Origin of the sequence: Streptomyces lunaelactis, assembly GCF_003054555.1 — a bacterium.
In the GTDB taxonomy this organism is placed as follows: domain Bacteria; phylum Actinomycetota; class Actinomycetes; order Streptomycetales; family Streptomycetaceae; genus Streptomyces; species Streptomyces lunaelactis.
Map to the genome: position 1 here is coordinate 3703625 of NZ_CP026304.1, position 18077 is coordinate 3721701.

General features: G+C 67.0%; 17 protein-coding genes and 5 pseudogenes. 7 read left to right on the forward strand and 15 right to left on the reverse strand.

What is annotated here, in order from left to right; genetic code table 11:
* Positions 1–135 precede the first annotated feature (135 nt).
* Positions 136–636, reverse strand: coding sequence for a hypothetical protein (locus tag SLUN_RS16630; RefSeq protein ID WP_108149238.1), 501 nt, complete (start codon positions 634–636; stop codon positions 136–138).
* A complete protein-coding gene (locus tag SLUN_RS16635) occupies positions 630–998 on the reverse strand; it encodes an ATP-binding protein (RefSeq protein ID WP_257153742.1) in 369 nt (122 codons plus the stop codon). The genes SLUN_RS16630 and SLUN_RS16635 overlap by 7 nt, the downstream gene beginning before the upstream one ends.
* Before the next feature lie 181 nt (positions 999–1179).
* Here SLUN_RS16635 and SLUN_RS16640 point away from each other — a divergent pair, with 181 nt between their 5' ends.
* The gene (locus SLUN_RS16640; protein WP_108149240.1) at positions 1180–2532 is read left to right on the forward strand and encodes an NsdA family TPR-like regulatory protein; all 1353 of its coding nucleotides are present in this window, start codon (positions 1180–1182) and stop codon (positions 2530–2532) included.
* A gap of 54 nt (positions 2533–2586) precedes the next feature.
* On the opposite strand, the gene SLUN_RS16645 is transcribed toward SLUN_RS16640, so the two are convergent.
* On the reverse strand, positions 2587–2778 hold the full coding sequence (locus tag SLUN_RS16645; protein ID WP_108149241.1) for a hypothetical protein: 192 nt from the start codon (positions 2776–2778) through the stop codon (positions 2587–2589).
* A gap of 586 nt (positions 2779–3364) precedes the next feature.
* On the opposite strand from SLUN_RS16645, the gene SLUN_RS16650 reads away from it, so the two are divergent.
* A complete protein-coding gene (locus SLUN_RS16650) occupies positions 3365–4984 on the forward strand; it encodes a PucR family transcriptional regulator (RefSeq protein ID WP_159100268.1) in 1620 nt (539 codons plus the stop codon).
* Here SLUN_RS16650 and SLUN_RS16655 read toward each other — a convergent pair.
* The 3 genes and pseudogenes from SLUN_RS16655 to SLUN_RS41195 form a co-directional block, all read right to left on the reverse strand.
* Positions 4960–6453 (reverse strand): serine/threonine protein kinase, encoded by a 1494-nt coding sequence (locus tag SLUN_RS16655; RefSeq protein WP_159100269.1) that lies wholly within the window; start codon positions 6451–6453, stop codon positions 4960–4962. The genes SLUN_RS16650 and SLUN_RS16655 overlap by 25 nt on opposite strands.
* Positions 6446–7315, reverse strand: a complete 870-nt coding sequence (locus tag SLUN_RS16660; RefSeq protein ID WP_108149244.1) for an FHA domain-containing protein — start codon at positions 7313–7315, stop codon at positions 6446–6448. The genes SLUN_RS16655 and SLUN_RS16660 overlap by 8 nt, the downstream gene beginning before the upstream one ends.
* A gap of 236 nt (positions 7316–7551) precedes the next feature.
* A pseudogene (locus tag SLUN_RS41195) lies at positions 7552–7680 on the reverse strand (IS110 family transposase); the annotation flags it as partial.
* 73 nt (positions 7681–7753) lie between these two features.
* On the opposite strand from SLUN_RS41195, the gene SLUN_RS16670 reads away from it, so the two are divergent.
* Positions 7754–8122 carry a transposase domain-containing protein gene (locus SLUN_RS16670; protein WP_108149245.1) on the forward strand — a complete coding sequence of 123 codons (369 nt, stop codon included), beginning with the start codon at positions 7754–7756 and terminating at the stop codon, positions 8120–8122.
* Here SLUN_RS16670 and SLUN_RS39985 read toward each other — a convergent pair.
* Positions 8041–8475: a hypothetical protein gene (locus SLUN_RS39985; RefSeq protein ID WP_170146521.1), complete on the reverse strand. Its 435-nt coding sequence runs from the start codon at positions 8473–8475 to the stop codon at positions 8041–8043. The genes SLUN_RS16670 and SLUN_RS39985 overlap by 82 nt on opposite strands.
* 3 nt (positions 8476–8478) lie before the next feature.
* On the opposite strand from SLUN_RS39985, the pseudogene SLUN_RS40480 reads away from it, so the two are divergent.
* Positions 8479–8685, forward strand: a pseudogene (locus tag SLUN_RS40480) (ATP-binding protein); the annotation flags it as partial.
* A 39-nt stretch (positions 8686–8724) separates the two neighbouring features.
* Here the strand turns inward: SLUN_RS40480 and SLUN_RS42700 are convergent.
* The 5 genes and pseudogenes from SLUN_RS42700 to SLUN_RS16700 form a co-directional block, all read right to left on the reverse strand.
* A pseudogene (locus SLUN_RS42700) lies at positions 8725–9183 on the reverse strand (bacteriocin immunity protein); the annotation flags it as partial.
* Positions 9184–9289: 106 nt separating this feature from the next.
* Complete coding sequence (locus SLUN_RS16685; protein ID WP_108149246.1) at positions 9290–9697, reverse strand: hypothetical protein; 408 nt, start codon at positions 9695–9697, stop codon at positions 9290–9292.
* Positions 9698–10177: 480 nt separating this feature from the next.
* Entirely contained in the window at positions 10178–10429 is a 252-nt protein-coding gene (locus SLUN_RS16690) for a DDE-type integrase/transposase/recombinase (protein WP_254709879.1), read from the reverse strand.
* 26 nt (positions 10430–10455) lie between these two features.
* Positions 10456–10740, reverse strand: coding sequence for a hypothetical protein (locus SLUN_RS16695; protein WP_108149248.1), 285 nt, complete (start codon positions 10738–10740; stop codon positions 10456–10458).
* 387 nt (positions 10741–11127) lie between these two features.
* Positions 11128–12393 (reverse strand): RICIN domain-containing protein, encoded by a 1266-nt coding sequence (locus SLUN_RS16700; RefSeq protein ID WP_108149249.1) that lies wholly within the window; start codon positions 12391–12393, stop codon positions 11128–11130.
* 455 nt (positions 12394–12848) lie between these two features.
* Here SLUN_RS16700 and SLUN_RS16705 point away from each other — a divergent pair.
* Positions 12849–13127 (forward strand): annotated as a pseudogene (locus SLUN_RS16705) (EAL domain-containing protein); the annotation flags it as partial.
* A gap of 83 nt (positions 13128–13210) precedes the next feature.
* Here SLUN_RS16705 and SLUN_RS42605 read toward each other — a convergent pair.
* Positions 13211–14062, reverse strand: coding sequence for a hypothetical protein (locus SLUN_RS42605; protein WP_442759036.1), 852 nt, complete (start codon positions 14060–14062; stop codon positions 13211–13213).
* A gap of 83 nt (positions 14063–14145) precedes the next feature.
* Positions 14146–14739 (reverse strand): beta/gamma crystallin family protein, encoded by a 594-nt coding sequence (locus SLUN_RS16720; RefSeq protein WP_108149250.1) that lies wholly within the window; start codon positions 14737–14739, stop codon positions 14146–14148.
* 277 nt (positions 14740–15016) lie between these two features.
* Between SLUN_RS16720 and SLUN_RS16725 the strand changes: the two genes are divergently transcribed.
* Entirely contained in the window at positions 15017–15205 is a 189-nt protein-coding gene (locus SLUN_RS16725; RefSeq protein WP_254710387.1) for a hypothetical protein, read from the forward strand.
* Positions 15206–15470: 265 nt separating this feature from the next.
* Here the strand turns inward: SLUN_RS16725 and SLUN_RS16730 are convergent.
* Positions 15471–15955, reverse strand: a pseudogene (locus tag SLUN_RS16730) (site-specific integrase); the annotation flags it as partial.
* 434 nt (positions 15956–16389) lie between these two features.
* On the opposite strand from SLUN_RS16730, the gene SLUN_RS16735 reads away from it, so the two are divergent.
* Positions 16390–17331, forward strand: coding sequence for a DPP IV N-terminal domain-containing protein (locus tag SLUN_RS16735; protein ID WP_108149251.1), 942 nt, complete (start codon positions 16390–16392; stop codon positions 17329–17331).
* The last annotated feature ends 746 nt before the right edge of the window (positions 17332–18077 follow it).

Genomic DNA, 18077 nt, shown 5'->3' on the forward strand with positions numbered 1-18077 from the left:
AGAGGCAGGCGATAAGGTCGCGCATGTCGTCATCAGCTCCTAGCAATGTGTCAGCTGTTGGCGTCGCTGCCCGGCGGCCGTGTCCGCGGCCGTCGGGTCTTTGGGCGTAGAAGTGTGAGAGCCGGTCCGGCACCGTCAGACGGGCGGGCCGCCTACTCCGATGAACCTTCGGGCAGGCTCAGCGCGGGTCGTGCCGAGGAACAGCCGCCCGCGCTGCGCCCCTTCCGCTACGTACGGCCTGACGTCGGCGAACGGCGTCCTCGGTTTCAGGGGATCGAGGCCGACCGCGACCGCCACTGGTGCGCCGGCGGAGACGAACCCTGACCACTCGGCGCTGACGGGCACGTGGAGTGCAGCCTGGCAACCGTCGAGGCTCAGGAGCGCGGAACGCCCGTGAACGACGAGTCGGGGACCGATGTCGGGAAGTCGGGCCGATGGATCGGCGAGATTCAGAGCCGCAGCGAGACCCCGCATGTCGCCCTCAATGGATTCGGGCGACTCGCTTTCTCGGCGGGCAGGTGGATGGGCGAGCAGCAGGAAGGCAACGTGACCAGCCTCGGTGAGGTCGATCCAGAACCAGACACCGAGGGATGCCAGCAATCCGGCGGTCGGCGGGGGCGTGGTCTCCATCAGCATGGGATCACCCCGACTTGCATCCCGCCCTCGGTCGTTTTGAACTCCGTCCATACGGTCTTGCCGCACGAGTCGTGCGGCGTCACCCCCCATCCGTCCGCCAGCGACGTCACGATGAGCAGCCCCCGCCCATCGGTGTCGTCTTCACTCGGCTTCCCGACACGGGGGGCACCCGTCCCCGTGTCGTGCACCTCGACGCGCAGGCACCCCTCGTCGAGGGAGACCTCGACAAGGAAGTCACCGTGCGCGCCATGGCGTACCGCATTGGTCGCAAGCTCGGAGAGGAAGAGCACCGCATCTTCGGAGCTGTCGGTAACCTCCCACTCCTCCAATACGCTGCCTAAGAAGGAACGCGCCTCGGGCACCGCGCCACCTGCTCGCGGGAACCGCTGCGCCACCGATCTCGGCATGAGTGCAACCCCCTTGCCTGCGCCGTTGGTTCGAGCAACTAGGCAACCGCGGAGCCAGCAGCACGGGTACCGTCGGAGAGGGTGTCAAAGGGTGTTACTTCCACTACCGCCCGTGGCTGAGGGGTAAGGGCTCAACATGAAGACGCCGAACAGTGATCTCGCAACGTGGCTTGCGCGGTCGGGCCTGAGCCGGACGGAGTTGGCCCGTCGCGTCAAAGCCGCAGCTCAGACGTGGGGGCAGCCTCACATTTCCCCGAACGCGTCAACCGTGCGGCGGTGGTTGGAGGGCGACATGCCTCGCTCACCACTGCCTGAGATTCTCGCCGACGTGATCTCGGCGGCAGTCGGCTATCGGGTCACGACCTACGACCTTGGGCTCGGTGAGAGCGGTTCCGCCGAACGCTCGCTCGTCTACAACGCGTCTTTCGCCGTTACCGTGGAAGCTGTCGCCGACTTGGGGAGAGCGGACGTGGACCGTCGAGCATTCTTGGCAGCGGCACCCTTTGCTGCGGTGGCAGCAGTGGGTCCGTCGCGTGACTGGCTTCTCAACACCCTTGACCAGCAGCCCGAAGCGGGCCCTCGCGTCCGTCTTGAAGACGTGACCGCAGTGCGGAACATGTTCGGCGAATTCCAGAAGATGGACGTACTACAGGGTGGCGGCTCGGGTCGGCTCATCCTCGCCGAGTACATGAATCAGCACGTTTTTCCGCTGCTGCGACGGACGCACACCGAGGACGTGCGACAGGCACTGTGCGAGGCTGCCGCGGAGCAGACGTACTTGCTCGGATGGATGGCCTACGACAATGGCGAGCACGGAGCCGCGCAGCGGTACTTGATCCAGTCGCTACGCCTGGCCGAGGAGTCCAAGAACCGGGCGCTCGGGGCGCATGTGCTCGCGGGCATGGCTGACCAAGCGACCCTGCTTGGAAACCCCACCGAGGGGCGCAGGCTCGCGCAGGCCGGCCGCGCCGGGCTCGGCTCGAACACGTCGCCGGCCTGTCTCGCGGACCTCTGGGCGCTTGAAGCTCGCGCCTTGGCCAAGCTCGGCGAGAAGTCCGAAGCGGCACGCGCCGTTGGGCAATCCGAGACGGCGTACGGTCGTGTTCGGCTGGAAGATGAGCAGGAGTGGGCAGCCTTCATCGACCCTGCCTATCTGCATGGTGAGCACGCCAACACCTTCCGAGACCTGGGGCAGGCCGACGCGGCGGAGGAGCACGCACGCCAGTCGATCGGCCACGCGCGCAAGCAGCGCCGCGCGCGGCGCGGCGCGATGTCGCAGGCGGCGCTCGCCGTCTCGCACTTGCAGCGCAGGGACTTGGAGGCGGCACACGCCGCCGGGCTCCGTACGCTCTCCCTGTCGCGACAGGTGAAGAGTTCTCGGTGCGTCGAGGCCGTGCAGGACCTGCAACGGCGGATGCAGCCGTTCGGGAATCACCGACTCGTCGCTGATTTCAGCGAGCGGGCGCGCGATCTGGTCGCCGCTGCGTAACGCCCAAATGCGCCCCCGCCACCGGCACGAAGCCGGCGACGGGGGCGCGTTGCGTTATGGGTTGGCGAGCTGCCACAGGGTGAGGGCGAGGCCGGCGACGGCGAAAGCGACGAGGGCGAGTCCGACGCGGGCCGCGGTCTGCGGAATGCCGACGGCGTCGATGATGAGCGGAAGTCCGGCGGCGAGGGCGAGCACCGTCTGCACGACGGTGCGGATCGTGCGGCGGGTGGGCTGACTGAGATTCATGGGTAGGGGCTCCACACTGTGAGTGAAGGGCGCACGTGATTTTGGGATCGCTTAGGGGGACGATCGAGCTTCAGGAGCAGTAGGAGCCGCGTCGTACCAGGCCGACAACCCACCAACGCCAGCCACCACACCCCCAACTCACAATGTCCGCGGCGGCGGCCAGGACAGCCCTGCCGTGGCTCGATGACGGAAACCGCTCAATGATGGCGATTGAGGGGATGGCGACCGAAGGACAAGATCCTTCAGACCTGGGACGGTTTCCATGACGATCGATCGAAATACGCCTGGGAGCAGCACAGCCCGTTCGAGGAACCCCGGACGAGAACAGTGCCGAAGGCCGACGGTCGCAGTGCCTGGGCCGCTGAATGGGACAGTGCAGCGGTGGGACGCATTCTCGGCGCCTGAGCCTGGGGCGCGTTCGTCTTCACGGTTGCGGCCGGATCCGCCGTGTTCATCATTCTGGCAGCTACCTGCCACATGTGAACTCCCGCCTCTGCCGGACGCAGCCGAATCCTCTTCGATCCGGAATCCCGGCGGGGGCGGGACTCCGCTCACGTGCGGTGCGTCGGAAGAGAAGAGGGGTCAGATGACAGAGGAGTACGCTCAGTTGTCCCTGAAGGGCATTCTCGCTCTGTTCGAACCCTACGAAGCCAGACTCCTCACCCCTGAGCCGCAGGCCGACGTCCAGGTCACCGCACACGCGGTCCTGGATCTAACGGAGCAAGCCGGGCCCCTGCACCGGGGCGCTCTTCTGATCGCGGTCGGAATCTCTCCCGCCGACACCGCACTGCTCGACGCACTGCCCGCTCTCGCCGACGCGGGTGTTGCGGCGATCGCGCTGAAAACACGTGGTTCACGGGCCGAGCCGCTGGTCGAGACCGCCACCGCGGCGGGAGTCGCCGTGGTGGACATCGCCGAGGAGATCCCCTGGCGGCATGTCGACGCCCTGCTGGGCGCCGCCATGGGCGAGGTCCGGCATGGCACACCCAGCTCCTCCCCGGCTGACGCGGTCGGTGACCTCGCGGCGCTGGCCGATGCCGTGGCGGCGAGGGTGGGCGGTGCCGTCACGATCGAGGACCCGCAGAGGCGGGTGCTCGCCTACTCCAATCTCCCCGGCCAGCCGATCGACGACCTGCGCCGCGAAGCCATCCTCAGGCGGCAGGCTTCCGATGACTTTCTGCAGGCGTGGCGACGAGTCCAGGTCACCCAGGGCGTGATCCGGATCGACGACCTCTCCCCTTTGCCCCGCCTCGCGGTGGCCGTGCGGGCGGGAACGGATCTGCTCGGTTCCATCTGGGCGCTCCAGTCCCCGGGTACACGGTTCAGTCCCGAGACGGAGCGAGTTCTGTGCGGGGCCGCCCAGAGTGCGGCACTGCAGCTGCTCAGGCTCCGCCGTGCCACGCACCGGGAACGCCAGGCACGCGGTGAACTGCTGCGCGCCCTGATGGCCGGTGAGCTCGACTCCTCGCCGCCGGCCAGGCTCGGCATCGAGCGCGGCCGCATGACCGTACTCGCCTTCTGGCTGCCGTCCTCGCCGGAGACCCCCGCCGATGTCGTCGGCCTTCAGGCGGCCGACCTGGTTGCCGCCTGTGCCGAGACGATGGCACCCCGCTCCTCCTGTGTGGTGGAGGGCGACGTCGTCTACGCCCTGCTTCCGCTGCCGGACGAGCTGCCCGAAGCGCACGGGGCGGTTGCGCTGGCCAGGACCGTCCTGGGCCGGGCAGAGGCGTCCTTGCGTATCCGGTTGCGCGCGGGCATCGGCTCGGCCGTGGCCCACCTCACGGAGGTACCGCGCTCACGTCAGGATGCCGACCGGGTGCTGTCCGTGCTCGCGACAGGGCATCACGGCTGCCGGATCGCGTCCATCGAGGACGTACGCTGCCAGGCGATCCTGCTGGAGCTCGGCGACAACGCCGTCCACGACCCGCGGTTGCGGCTGGGCTCGGTGGCCGCGATTCTGCGCCACGACACGGAGAAGCAGGCAGAGTACGCCAAGTCCCTGCTGACGTACCTCGAGGCGTTCGGTGACATCGCCGTCGCCGCGGACCGGCTCCATGTGCACCAGAACACCCTCCGGTATCGCCTGCGCCGGATCACCGAACTGTTCGGCCTGAATCTCTCTGACGCCGACGAACGCCTCGTGCTCTGGCTGCAACTGCGGCACCTGTGCCGGGCCCGGCATCAGAAGAAGCGCCATGCCTGCTGAGGAACTCCGCTGCACGTCCGCATCTCGATCGGTGTTCCGTTCGCGGTCTCAGGACCTCTCACGTCCAGGCACATGCCCTGGTACCCGACGAGTCTGCTGTCGGACGTGAGACTCCATTGCTGGGCCGGAGTGTCCGCGCAGGACCAGAGCTGCACCGGGGTACCAGCTTCCTCCGTTCGCGGGCCGCGTCGCACCTCGAGACACTTGCCGGCCAATCCCTTGATGTGCCCGTCACCGGTCAACACCCATCGTTCTTCGAGGACGTTGATGCAATCCCACAGCTGGAACCCCGTCCCGTTGTCGAACGACGGACCGTGGACGGTCATGCACTTGCTCGCATAGAGACTTTGTAGTTGAGATGTGATCGTGGCGGTCGCGGATGAAGCCGGTGTGGTGGCTGTTCGTGTCGTCGACGGAACGGGGGAGCTGGAGTTTGCGGGCGAACTCGCCTGAATCGTCGGGGACTTCGTGCCGACTCCCGCGCTGGCGTTCTGGTTGTCCAGCCTGGATTCCAGAAAGGCCATGGATCCGGCCGCGGCCGCGATCACCGCGAGCATCATGAGTGCGCGACGGACCGAACGCGGGGGAGAGCTGTCGCCTGGGCGGTGCTCCCACGGCCTGGTGAGTGGCTCGGTGGTGGATGTGTCGACCTCGGTCGGTTTCGCCCCGCGGTCGCCGTGCTCTCCGGGCCGGGGGGCGGTGTCCTCCGCGGAGGGGGCGGCGCACTTGGCGCGCGCCGCCTGGAGGCGATCCAGGAAGACACCGGCGTCCGGGGGCCGGTCCGCGGGTTCGCTGGAGGTGGCACGCGTCAGCAGACGTTCGACGCCATCTGGTGGGTTCTCGCCGAAGATTCCGTAGAGGGTGACCGCCGCTGAGTAGACGTCACTTCGGCGGTCGGGTTGCCGACCCCGGCCCAATTCCGGGGCGAGGTAGCCCGGTGACCCCGCCGGCGCGTTGAGCGTGTGCCGGTCGACAGGTTTGGCAATTCCCATGTCGCACAGGACGGCCCTTCCTTGCCGCAGGAGAATGTTGCCGGGCTTGATGTCGCGGTGAATGTGACCCTGCCGGTGGATCTCGGCCAGGCCCGACAGCACGTCCTCGGCGAGTTCGAATGCGTCCTCGCCCGACAGGGGAGGGCTGCGGTGCAGTCGATCGTCGAGCGACTCGTCGCACAATTCTGTTGCGATCCACGCCGACCCATCGGCCGGTGCATCAGCCCACAGAAAGCGAACGATGTTCGGATGGCCTGACAGCCTACGGTGCAGGGAGCATTCTTGCCGAAATCTGATGCGTTCGTCCTCGGTGAGCGACCGCTGCCAGACCTTGAGCGCGACGACATCGTCGAATGTTGTGCTTTTTGCCCGGTGGACGACCGAGGAAGAGCCCCTGCCCAAAACGCCCAGACTCACGAAATTGGCGGGCCACAGGGGCACATGACGATCCTGCCCTGGTATGGCACGCTCAGTCATCCCTGAACTCCTCCGCCGGGAGCCGTTCCACATCGGCGGCCGTGATCCGGAAGTGCGAGACGAGTATCTGCGCGACCTCGTAGTAGTCAGGCAGAGCAAGTGCCCGCCGCCGGTTGCCCTCCTCCGCGCCCCGGTCTTCGGTGGTTCCCGCCCGGGCCTGTCCGAACGTCCACAGCCCGCGGCGCAACTGCGGATCCGAGGGTATGCCGAGTTGTTCCTGCTCCCGGACCAGTCGCACCAGCAAACGGTCCTTCAGCTCGGGAGAGGCATCGGTGTAGTGCGTGCACAGCTCGCCGACCAGCATGCGGACCTTCTTGAGGCTCGGTTCACCGATGCGTGACATCACTTCGCGGTACGAAGCCGGCAAATACCCCCCGGCAAGGAGCGGCTCGCACAGAGCCGCGGCTATGTGCCGCAGATGGCTTGGGACTTCGGGGATCCTGGAGAGGGTGGGGTGGTCCAGGCCGTAGGTGAACATCTCCGGTTCCGGCTGGTTCACCTGGCGTACCTGAAGTTCGCAACCGTCCGGACCCAGCACGGTGCACACGGGCCTGGGAATGCTGCGGGCGTCTCCGCGTGCCAGCTCGTCACGGCGGCGTCGCAGTGGCTGTTCCGGCGGCATATGAGGTATCCGCAGATGGAGCTCGTGAGTCGTGGACAGGTTCCGCAACCACAACTCGCCCTCCATCCGCCAGATTCTTCCGGCGACCCGGGAGAGCTCGCGGCCGTTGAGCGCTGACCAGATCACTATGTCGCACGAGGTGTCGTCCCTGCCGAACAAACGGGAATCGCCCTCCTTGGCGAACTCGAATACGATGTCGGGTTCACCTGTGTAAGTCACTGTCAAGAACGGCTCAGTCATGGACCTGTTCCCCTCGTGCAACAGTGCGCCAAGCCTAGCCCAAAGGTTGCCTTGGTCTGTCGTTGTCGGAGAGCAGGACGCCGCTCACCTGAGAGGCTCTGAACGGGCAGTTGGGACCATCTCTGAACGTTCCCCAAGTACGGCCCCGTACCGGTCCCGTCGCCGGCGACGTGACGCGTGCCACACCGGCCCCTAGGGGGTGCCTCTATGGGTTTCGTCAACCCATAGGGGGCGGGTTGGGGGCCGTAAAAGGTGCCGTCGCGGAGCATCGCGAAGAACACGTCGGCTCGTCGGCTCGCGAGGCAGAGGAGGGGTTGGGTGTGGTGCTTTCCCTGGGCGATCTTCTTGTCGCAGTAGGGCCTTGACCCAAGGCCCGGGTAGTTAAGGCATTCGTGCTGGTGGCAAGCGAGTTGATGGGAGTTCGGCGCCGGGGCGAACATGAGCAAGGGAGCCCCGTTGGAGCAGGTAGTCCGCCAAGACCGTCTGCTGTTATGGAGCTCCGTTGCCTGCACGTCATTGTGCCCTGACGACTGTCTTCCACGAGTTCACGGTGGCCGGGGGCCGGTTCGCTCCCGACCATCTGGGGGAGCTGACCCGGGTCGTGCTGTTCGATCTCGTCGACGCGGTGCTGGAAGAGACCTTGACGTACAGCGCCGACTGCGCGACCTGACCTCACGGGTCGGGGTCTACTTCCTACTTGCGATGTGCCTGTTCCCGGAGGTCGGCTACCGGCTGGTCTGGCAGAAGCTGACCGCGGGACTGGCCGGGCTGAACGTGGCGCAGGCAGCCGCCAGATCGGCGACTTGAGGCCCGATGATGTCGACGTCCGCAGAGGTCCCGGGCAAGGAAGGCAGTTCGAAGGCGAGCACGGTCATCCTGCCACGCTCGATGCCCAGCCCGGCTGCCGGGGAAACGGGCTCACCGGCCAGCAGGGAGTGCAACAGTTCGCTGCGGGCGCGGCGTTCCAGGTCTGCGGCACGGCGGACCCTGAGCAGGTGAAGCGCGGCGGCACTCGTGGCGGCCTCTGTAAGGGCTCGTTCCGCTTCGGGACCGAGCGTCTCATCGGAGGATCCAACCGCCCAGATTGAGCCGAGCAGGTCTGCTCCGGCTCGCACTGCCACCGCGATGCGGGGCAGGGGCGCGCAGTCGAACCGGGGCATTGGGTCCTGACCGAACGCCAGAAGAACAGCGTCGCCATCGCCTCGAATTAATCATCCAGCGGCTGGACCAGGACCTTCACCGACCCGCGCCTTTGCGCCGCCATCGTCGACCGCCTCACCTTCGGCGGCAACATCATCGAAACCGGCACCGACTCCTACCGCCTCGCCACCACTCGCGCCCGCGCCGAACAACAGCAAGCGGCTGGCTGACTTGGCCTCGTGCTCAAGCGCGATCGGCCGGTACTTCAGGGCCTCATCAACGATCTCCTCCGCAGATGCATCCTGGAGGTCTTCCGGGGGATGAAAGATCAGACCGCTGACCCCAGGGTGCAGCACGTTCGCTTCGAGGAGCCGCAGGTAGTAGTCGCTCTCCGGGGAGGCAACGAGGACTCTGCGGACAATCTCGACGAGTTCGTCCCGCGTGATGCCTGCAACCGGGAGGCAAGCCGGCCGGGCCGCCTCCCTGGCAAACTCCTCAACGCTGCTGCTTCCGTAGTACTCGATGAAGTCGAAGGCTTCGTAATCGTGGCCGGTCATAGCATTGAACGCCCGGATCGCGTCGTCGGCGTCCTCAGAACGGTCGGCCACCAGGGCAGCGATCCGATCGATCTCGCAACTCAACTCATCCAGCCGTTGCCTGCTCACAGGCGGGGGCAGCAGCTCCGGTCTCAGGTCCACAGCCCGCACTATGTCCACCGGCTCCGACATGCCGGACCACTAGCCCTCTGGGTGCTGCCAGTTCTCATCAACATTTCTGAGCATCTCGATCAAGAAACGATGCCAGGACCCACCAACATCCGCTCTCCGTTCTCACCTACGAAGCCACCCAGTCCTGGTCGTCCTTGCCCGGTTCGGGGCCGAAGAGGGTCAGGGAGCCGCCGCCGTAGTTCTTGTCCTTGAAGAACGTGCCCACGACGACGCGGCTGCTCGCGCCGGAGTCCGACATGAGCCGTAGTGTCTCCTCCCGGAGCCCTTGGAGCCCCGAGTCCTGGGAGGCCGCCTTCGGGTTGTCCGGCGCGTCTGTGATCTGTCCGTCCGATGCCGCGGCGAACGCGGCCGAGAACTCGCCGTAGCAGGTCTGGCAGCCTGTATCGAGGTCCAGTACGCAGTGTTCGAGGGCGGGTTGATCCGCCGGGGCGGGCGGCGCCGCGGCCATGGCGCCCAGGCCCCCGGCCACGACCGCCGCCGCGGCCAGGGGACGCCGCGGGAGATTTCTGATCATTGCAGACTCTCTTTCCGTGGGTTCGCTTGCGGTCTGATCAAGCGCTTTCCGTGTGGTCCGCGATGCTAGTGAGAAGCCTGCAATGATCAGGGGGTTCAAGTCTTTGTCGTCCGCCATCAGATGACCACCGCACATTCGTGGCCGATCCCAAGCACCCAGCGTCTGCCGATCGAACGTCTCTGCCAAGTCGGGCCCTTGGCCCGAATCCTGGACACGGGCTATGCGGCTCGGGCCAGATAGTTGATGGTTCCTCGAGCGCCGTTTCGAAGGCGATCGGGCTGCGCTGCCCGAGCCGGGAGTGACGGCGCCCGGTGTTGTAGCGGTGCAGCCAGCGGAAGGCGTAGAGACGAGCCTCGCGCTCGCTGGACCGGCTCTTTCGGCCCTAGAGCGTTTCCCGTTTGAAGGTCGCGTTGAACGACTCGGCCAGCGCGTTGTCCGCCGAACTACCCACCGTGCTCATGGACTGGCGGACGCTGGCTTTCACACAGGCTGTGGCGAACGCAGCGGAGGTGTGCTGGGCGCAGTGGTCGGTGTGGATGATCGCGCCGGTGAGCTGCCCCGGGTCCGCTCGGCCGCCGCCAGGGCATCGACGACCAGCTCGGCCCGCAATTGGTCGGCGAGCGCCCAGCCGGCCAGACGCCGCGAAGTGATGTCGATGGCCGTAGCCAGGTAGAGGAACGTCCCGTTCGCGAGCGGAAGACACGTGATGTCGCCGACGTGCTTCGTGTTCACCGCCTCGGCAGTGAAGTCGCGTCCGATCAGGTCGGGAGCCTTCGCCGCGGCCGGGCCCGGGATAGTTTCACGCGTTCGCCGTCCTCGCGGAGCTCGGCCGTGGCCCTGGGGACTCCGGACGTCCTGTCGGATTCCTGGTGCACCTTGCGTATCTTCGCGGTGAGCTTGGCGCCGGCGGCCTGCCGGGTAGCCCGGGCCGGAGCGGTCTTGCCCCAGTAGCAAAAGCTGGAGCGGGCGATGCCCAGGACCTGGCACAACCGCTTGACGCCGAAGCGGCGCTGGTGGTCAGCGACGAACTGGAAGCGGTTCACCAGCCCGTCTCACCCGGCGGAATACTCGGTGGCGGAGAAGGGGAACGCCGGCGCGTCCGGACAATCGGCAGCCTCCGTGGCGGCGGAGGTTGGACAGCCACTGCCCTACTGGCCGGTTCAGCACGGTCACCGAACGCGGTGTCACTCCGGACAGGCTCAACCCCGACACCGGGCGTTGGGAATGCCAACCGGCCTGCGTCAGTGTCGGACCGACCCGGACCATGAGCTCATAGAGCTCGCCGACTCACCGACCGACGAGGGGGCTGCCTATTGCACACGCATGAGCAGCCCCGTCGTCCGGCGCTGGTCCTGGGTGGCGGTGGCCCGGCCGGACAGCACCGCGAGGGCGGCCGTGCGGCGCATCGAGTGAGGCCGCCTCACACCGTTTCAGCCGAGGTGTCGGTCATCATGGTTCATGGTGAAGACGAAGCTTTCCGAGTTGTAGTAATCGGGCAGGTGCGCGAGGTAAGAGCCTTTGCGGGGCGGACTCTCGTTCGGCCAGTCCTCCGGGCCCAGCAGGTGCAAGGAGTAGTCACTCGATGCCACGGGAGGTACGAACTGCAGGCGGAACGCGCTTGAGTCTGCCACGGGGCTGATCGTCCACAGCTGTACGGTGGAGTGGGCTGAAGAGTGATCATCGCAATCGCTCAGGACGGCCCGCACAACGTTTCCGCCGCCGTCCGTACCGTCGAGGCACTTGCTGCTGCCCGAGTTGCGAAGCCGGTACGCGCCGGATGCGTCCTTGACCGTCTCCCAACGCTGCAACGCCGTGGTCCGGCACTCCTCGAGGCGCAGCCAGGTCCCTGCGGCGGGGCTCTGCGCGCCGACGCACAGTCCGGTCCTTCTGTTGACGAGTTGGAAGCCGACGGGAGGGTCGTCCGGTGAGCGGGACGGGGCCAGGGAACGTTTCGCCGGGGCGGAGGTTATGACAACGGGAGCAGGGGGCTCCGTGGTGGCAGCGGGTGCGGATATGGGGGGCGTGAGGGTGACGCGGTCCTGGGGCGGACGGGTGGTGCTGGACGGGCCGTCCGTCATCGTGCTGGCGGCGACGACAGCCGCCAGCACGATGACGGACGCCGCGACGACGACCGCGGCACGGGACTGCAGGACCCTCACGCCCCGGCTGCGGGGGTGCAGCCCAGGAGATGGGGAGCCTGGGCCAGCAGCGGCGGCCATATCGGGCGCCGCCGGCCTCGGTCCCTTTGAGCCGGCGTCGGCGGTGCCGGTACGGGGAGTGACTTGGTTCTCTGCCGCGTCCAGGAGAAGGTCGGTGAGGGCTGCGTGGCTTCCGCTGCGAAGGATGGCGAGGTCAGCCTGGATGCCTGAGCAGCTCCGGCAGGCTGCGGTGTGGCGGTCGAGGACGCTCGACTGGTCGGAGACACTGCCCTGGACCGTGTCATCCATGACGGCCGTCAGATGCCGGCAGGTCCGGCTCGGAGCCTGTGCGGAATAGGCGCGCAGGTAGGCCTCGCACAGCTGGGTTCGGGCCGACCGGACGAAGGCGGCGTCCCGGCCAGGTTGCTCCGTGTGGAGGGGCCCGGATGGTCCGGAGACTTCGGCCAGTTCGGGGCACAGGGCCTGTTGCGATGCCGGGGACAATGCACGGAAGGCGCTCAGGACCAGGGGGTCGTCGTCGGCAGCGGTCGGGATCACGATGCTCCTTGTCCAAGTACGCACGAAAGCCGCGATGTTCGGAGAGGGAGCCAATGAACCGGCTTGCCGAGGCGGGGGCCCGGACGAAGCCATCCCCACGAGGGGACCGCAACGACCTGCACTCTCAGTCCGGGAACACGGACAGTATCTCTCCTGGCCTCTTTCGGGCGGTTGATGTCGGGGTGCGTTGCGGGGTGGGTTGGCGCCAGTGTTGATGTCGCGGGGCTCCTGGCTGGTTCAGGCTCCGGCGGCAGCCCTCGAGCTTTTTAGCACGTGTGTCCACCGAACTGGCGGGGATCGGTCGGCTGTCAAACGTTGGTGTGATCGGCGGGGGCCGGTGTTCAATCCCGGCTCACAGTCTCGCGTCAGGCGCATCCGTCACGCAGGGCGCGTCTGTTTGAACTTTCCCGTGTGCCAGCGCTGTTCGTTGTTGGAGGCTGTACGTGATCACCGTGCCGTTATCCGTACTGAAACTCGACGGATCGTTTGTTCGCGGCTTCCGCTACGACGACGACGCCCACCCCAACCCGGCCGACGAGACGATCGTCGAGGCGATGGTCCAACTCGCCCACCGGCTGGGCATCACGGCCACCGCCGAGTGCGTCGAGACGGCGGGCCAGGCGGAACGTCTGCGCCGCATCGCCTGCGACACGGGCCAGGGCTGGTTGTACTCACGGGCGGCGACGCCGGAACGGATCGACGGAATGATCGGCATCAGCCCGCTGGCGGTGTGACGCCGGCCGTCAGCCGCTCCGGTTCACCCACGGACATGGGACTGTCCCCGGCCGGGCCGTGACGTCCCGGACGGGGACAGTGCTCAAGGGGTGGGGCCAGGCTCTAGCAGGCGCCGAGGTCCTGCCAGACGCCCCATTCGCCGGTGGTGCCGGGCTCTTCGCCCCGGGTCCACCACTTGGCCTTCCAGGTGTGGCCGTTGCGGGAGACCTGCTTGTCGGCGGTGTACGTGGCGGCCCGGTCCCACGCGGCGGCCGAGCAGCCGGCCGGCGGGGTTGTCGGGGCGGCGGAGTCGTCGGAGGCGGGTCGTCGGGGGCGTGGTGGGCGGCGTGTCTCCGCAGTGGGCCTTGGCCTCGTCAGGGGTCATCGGCCGGGTGTGCTGGCTCACGCTGCCGGCGTCCCCCTTGGGCGAGGTTGCCGTGAAGGGCAGGTACCAGACGAAGTGGTCGTAGTACCGGTCCCTGAAGAGGAGTTCGTACCGGCCCGCGACCTCCAGCAGGGTCGGCTGGCGGTTGATCCAGCCGACCTTGCCCGCGGGCACGTTGATGGCGGTGGTCTGCGACTCCGTGTGCGCGTGTGCCCAGCTGTGCGAGAACGATGTCTGGACAGAAACCTTGTAGACCTGGTACCAGCTGGCCTCGACGGTCATGGAGACACCGATGGTGTTGGTCTCGGTGTCGGTGTCCGACCAGCTGACGTTCATCGTCTGCGGACCGTCCGTGCAGTTGAAGACACTCGTGCCGACCTGGTGGCTCTCGCCCTTGACTTCCTTCGGCGGGCCGTCAGGGTGGAAGACGCACTCGGCGCCGGTGACGCACTCCTCCAGCAGCTCACGCGGTGACGGGACGTCTTCGGCCTGTGCGGAGGGCGCGAGCAGGATGCCGCACACGGGGACGAGAGCCGCCGCGAGGATCGCGTTGCGCATTGACGTACGCATGAAGCCTGTTCTCCTCTCTCGGGTTGACCAGGGCCGATCCGGGCGCCCGGGTCTGGTTGCGCTCGGGTCTGGTTCGGACCGGATCACCGGTAGGCGATGGAGCTGGTGCGGTCGTTCATGTACGCGCCGATGTTCGGCGTGTTGGTCTGGTACGCGCCGTCGCGGTCACCGCCGAAGTTGTCGTCGGAATAGAGCTCGATCCAGCAGTTCGCCCATGGCTGCAGCGAGGTGATGATGTCGTTCCAGCCCGGCGGCATGGTGGGCCCCCAGTGATCCTGGGCATCGTTGTTCCTGCACGGCCTGTCGGCCTCGATGGTCAGGGTCCTGCCGCCGTACTCCTTGTGCTCGAAGAACGTGCCTATGATGACGTCGCCGTTCGCGCCGCCGGCGGCGGCGTCTTCCATGAGTCGCGACGTCTCCGCACGGAGCTCCTGCAGCGAGCCTCCGGAGGCTCCCTCCAGGTTGTCCGGCGCGTCGGTGATCCGGCCGTCCGATGCCGCGGCGAACGCGGCCGTGAACCCGTCGTAGCAGGTCTGAGCGCCCGTATCGAGGTCCAGTACGCAGTGTTCGAGTGCTGATTGATCCGCCGAGGCGGGCGGCGCGGCGGCCAGGCCGCCCAGCACTACGGCCGCGGCTGCCGCGGCGGCCAGGGCACGCCGCGGGAGTTTTCTGATCATGAGCAGACTCTCCTCTGTGGGGGGTGCGCTTGCTGTTGCATCAAGCGCTTCCTGCGCCCACCGTGGTGGTGAGCGGCCGGGAGAAGCCTGCAACGATCAGGAGGCTCCGGTCTTTGTCGTCCGCCCTCAGATGACCGCGCCAAATTCGTCGCCGATCCCTAGAAGCCGTTGCTCAACTGAACGTGGTCGTTTGATTGTTGCTGGTCAGGCATGGTTCCGATTGGGGTGAGGGAGGGTTTCGGCGTCCTCTTTCTGCTTGGTCGTCGAGGAGTGCGCGGTGGCGTCGGTGCTGGGATTGCTGGAGGCGCGGGAAGCGGATGCCCGTGAGCGGGTCGAGGATCTGCGGGAGGCGGCGGCCCGGGCGGCTGCGGCGCTGGAGGTGGCCGAGATCGAGCTGGACCGACGAGTGATCGCGCGGGAGGAGCTCGTCGAGGCCCTGGCAGTGTCCGCGGCCACCATGAGGTGATGAGCCGTCAAATTGCCGCACAGGCGGAACGGATTCAGCACACATGAGGCTGGGAAACGCTGCGAACTCGCGAAAACCACGGAGGGGCGTTTCCCCAGGCCAGACATACCGCGGACAACGTTTGCCCAGGTCACAGCCTTGATCAGGGAAAACTCCTAAAGCGGGTGTCGCAGGTTCGAATCCTGCCGGGGGCACCAGGCAAAAGGCCCCGGACCGATCATGGTCCGGGGCCTTTGACATCAGCATCTGACATCAACGGGGGCAGTCACTCACGGCCGGGCCGCCTCTTGAGCAGCCGGTCCATGTGGCTGATCGCCTCGCGCTGCGTGTCCTGGACGACGTGCGTGTAGACGTCCATGGTGATGCTGATCTGGCCCGCATACGGTGCCAGCGAAGCGGGGCGATGCACATCGCCGGGAGCGGCACGGCCCGACGACGACGGCCTTTGGGATCGTCGTTGTAGAGGACACCGCGCCGTCGCTGAGTCTGCTGCCGGACGTAGAGCACGCGCTTGTCCAGGTCGACATCGACCCAGCGAAGACCGACGATCTCACCCCGCCGGAGGCCCATCGCGATGGCGAGGACGAAGGCCGCGTACAGCGGGTCATTCCGAGCAGCCGCGAGGAAGTCCAGCGTCTCATCCAGCGTCCACGGGTTCAGCTCCCGGGACTTCGCCCGCGGCGGCTCCACGAGACTCGCCACATTCCGAGCCACGAGTTCTTCGCGGCAGGCAGCGGTCAGGGCCGTGCGCGGCGGCCATGTACGAGTAGCCAGCGGCCTGGCAGTTGGGCTGGGCTGCGTGTCTAACTGCGTGACAACGCCGACGTGCAGCGGCGGACAAGCGCGCACGCCTGCGGACCATCGCAGCAGGTGAGTGGCACACCGGCCCATGGTCGAGCGCCCGTCCAAGTTGCTTCGGGACGAAGAGGTCCGTGCACCACTTCCGCGCCAGAACGAGCGGGGAACAGCCTGGAATTACGGTACCGTCGGCGGCACGCTCCGAGGCCGCGAACCGGCCGTTCGCCCAGCTCAGCCGTAGCACCGGCCCTTGATTACTGCAGCTTCCCAAGCGGAGGTGGTAGTCCAGGGGCTGACGTGCCTGACGCCGCCCCTGTGACGTTTCTTGATCCGGTTGCGCTCTTGTACTGGGGGCCGGAAACTCCGGTTGCCCTAGGAGGGCTCAAGTGCTTTTCAAACGCGTCGTGCTGGCCGTAGGGATCGTCGTCGCTGCTGGTCTGCCGACAGCAGGGACCGCCGCGGCGGAGCAGGGGACGGCGGCCGGCCTGATCACCGCCACTGGCTATTCCTCCGGCTCTCCCGCTCTGGTCTCGCTCGACCCCGTGAGCGGCGACGTCATCCGGACCTTCGCGCAGAACGCCGAGGACGGCGTCCTCTCTCCGAAGGGCTCCACCGTGGCATACATCCAGCGCGACGACACCTGCATTCCCCAGACCGAAGGCTGTATGTACGCCCGGAACCTGGTGGTCGCCGACGGCGATGGCAGTGACCAGCACGTTCTGGTCCGGGGTATCGCGCCCGAAACCAATGAGGCCCCGTACGTCGGGCACCCCGACTGGTCCCCGGACGGCAAGCGGATCGTCTACGACAGCCCGCGCGGTATGGAGTGGATCAAGAGCGACGGCACGGGACAGGAGGTGCTCACGACAACCGGCGGCGCAGGCACCTTCTCGCCCGACGGCCAGAGCATCGCCTTCGTGAGGACCACCACGTACGAGACGGCCGACGGCTGGGAGTACGGCAGGGACGTCTGGGTCATGGACATCGCCACCCGGCAGGTGCACCAGATCAGCACCGCTCGCAACGCGCGGTCCACGCCCGTCGACTGGTCCCCCGACGGGCAGCGCATCGTCTACGTCACCGAGAACGGCCTGAACGCCGTCCACGTGGCGACCGGCGCCGTCACCGAGCTGCAGAGCAGCTGGACGACCCCCCTCAGCAGCGTCCAGGGCCCCGTCTTCTCGCCCGATGGCACCCAAATCGCCTTCTCCGCCATGGACGACTTCGACTACACCCACAGCACCTACGTCGTCGACGCCGCCGACGGAAAGAACCTCCAGGTCCTAACGGACCAGGCTGTGACCCCCACCGACTGGCTGAGCAGGTAGCAGGAACGCCGGCCGCGGGCCCGGGTGGTGCCCGCGGCCGGCCGTCCCGTGCGGGCCCAAGGGGTGCACAGTGGGCGCGACGGAGCCCGGCTGCTGTACAGCAGTGAAGTACAGCAACCCCAGAAACCGATCACGTCCGGTAGCGTCCTCCTACGCCCATAGCGCGACCGGTATGACCGCCAGCGACCGATCCACACAGAACTACGGATCAGAAGGTTGCAGGTTCGAATCCTGCCGAGTGCACAGCAGACCAGAGGCCCCCGGAGATAATCCGGGGGCCTCTGGCGTTGGGTGTACAGCAAACGGACTGAGGTCCGAGTGCCGACCCAGCTCGCGGCTAGGGTGTCGCGCATGTCGCACGTCGACCAGGGAGTCGAGAGATCAGTGCGACACCGGGAGGGGCGTTCATGAGGGTCAAGGCTCGAAGAGCAGGACTTGCTGCGGCGGTGCTATCCGCATTGGTGGGATGTGGGGCTCAGACCGCAGGTTCAGAGACAGGGGTGCGTGCAACGGTTGTCCCCTCTCCCCCAGTACCGCCCTCGACAGAGGGCCGTCTCTCCTCTGGGGATCTGCAAAGCCGGTGGTGGACGTGGGCGGCGTCGGAACCTGAGCAGACGAACCCCGTTGCTGACCAGGACGGAAGCTCATGCGGGCGCAACCAGTCACGAGACGTATGGTTTCTGGCGGGCTCTTTCGGCGGTCAGGTCAAGCGAACGTGCAGCGTCCCTAACGGAGTGCCTCTCGCT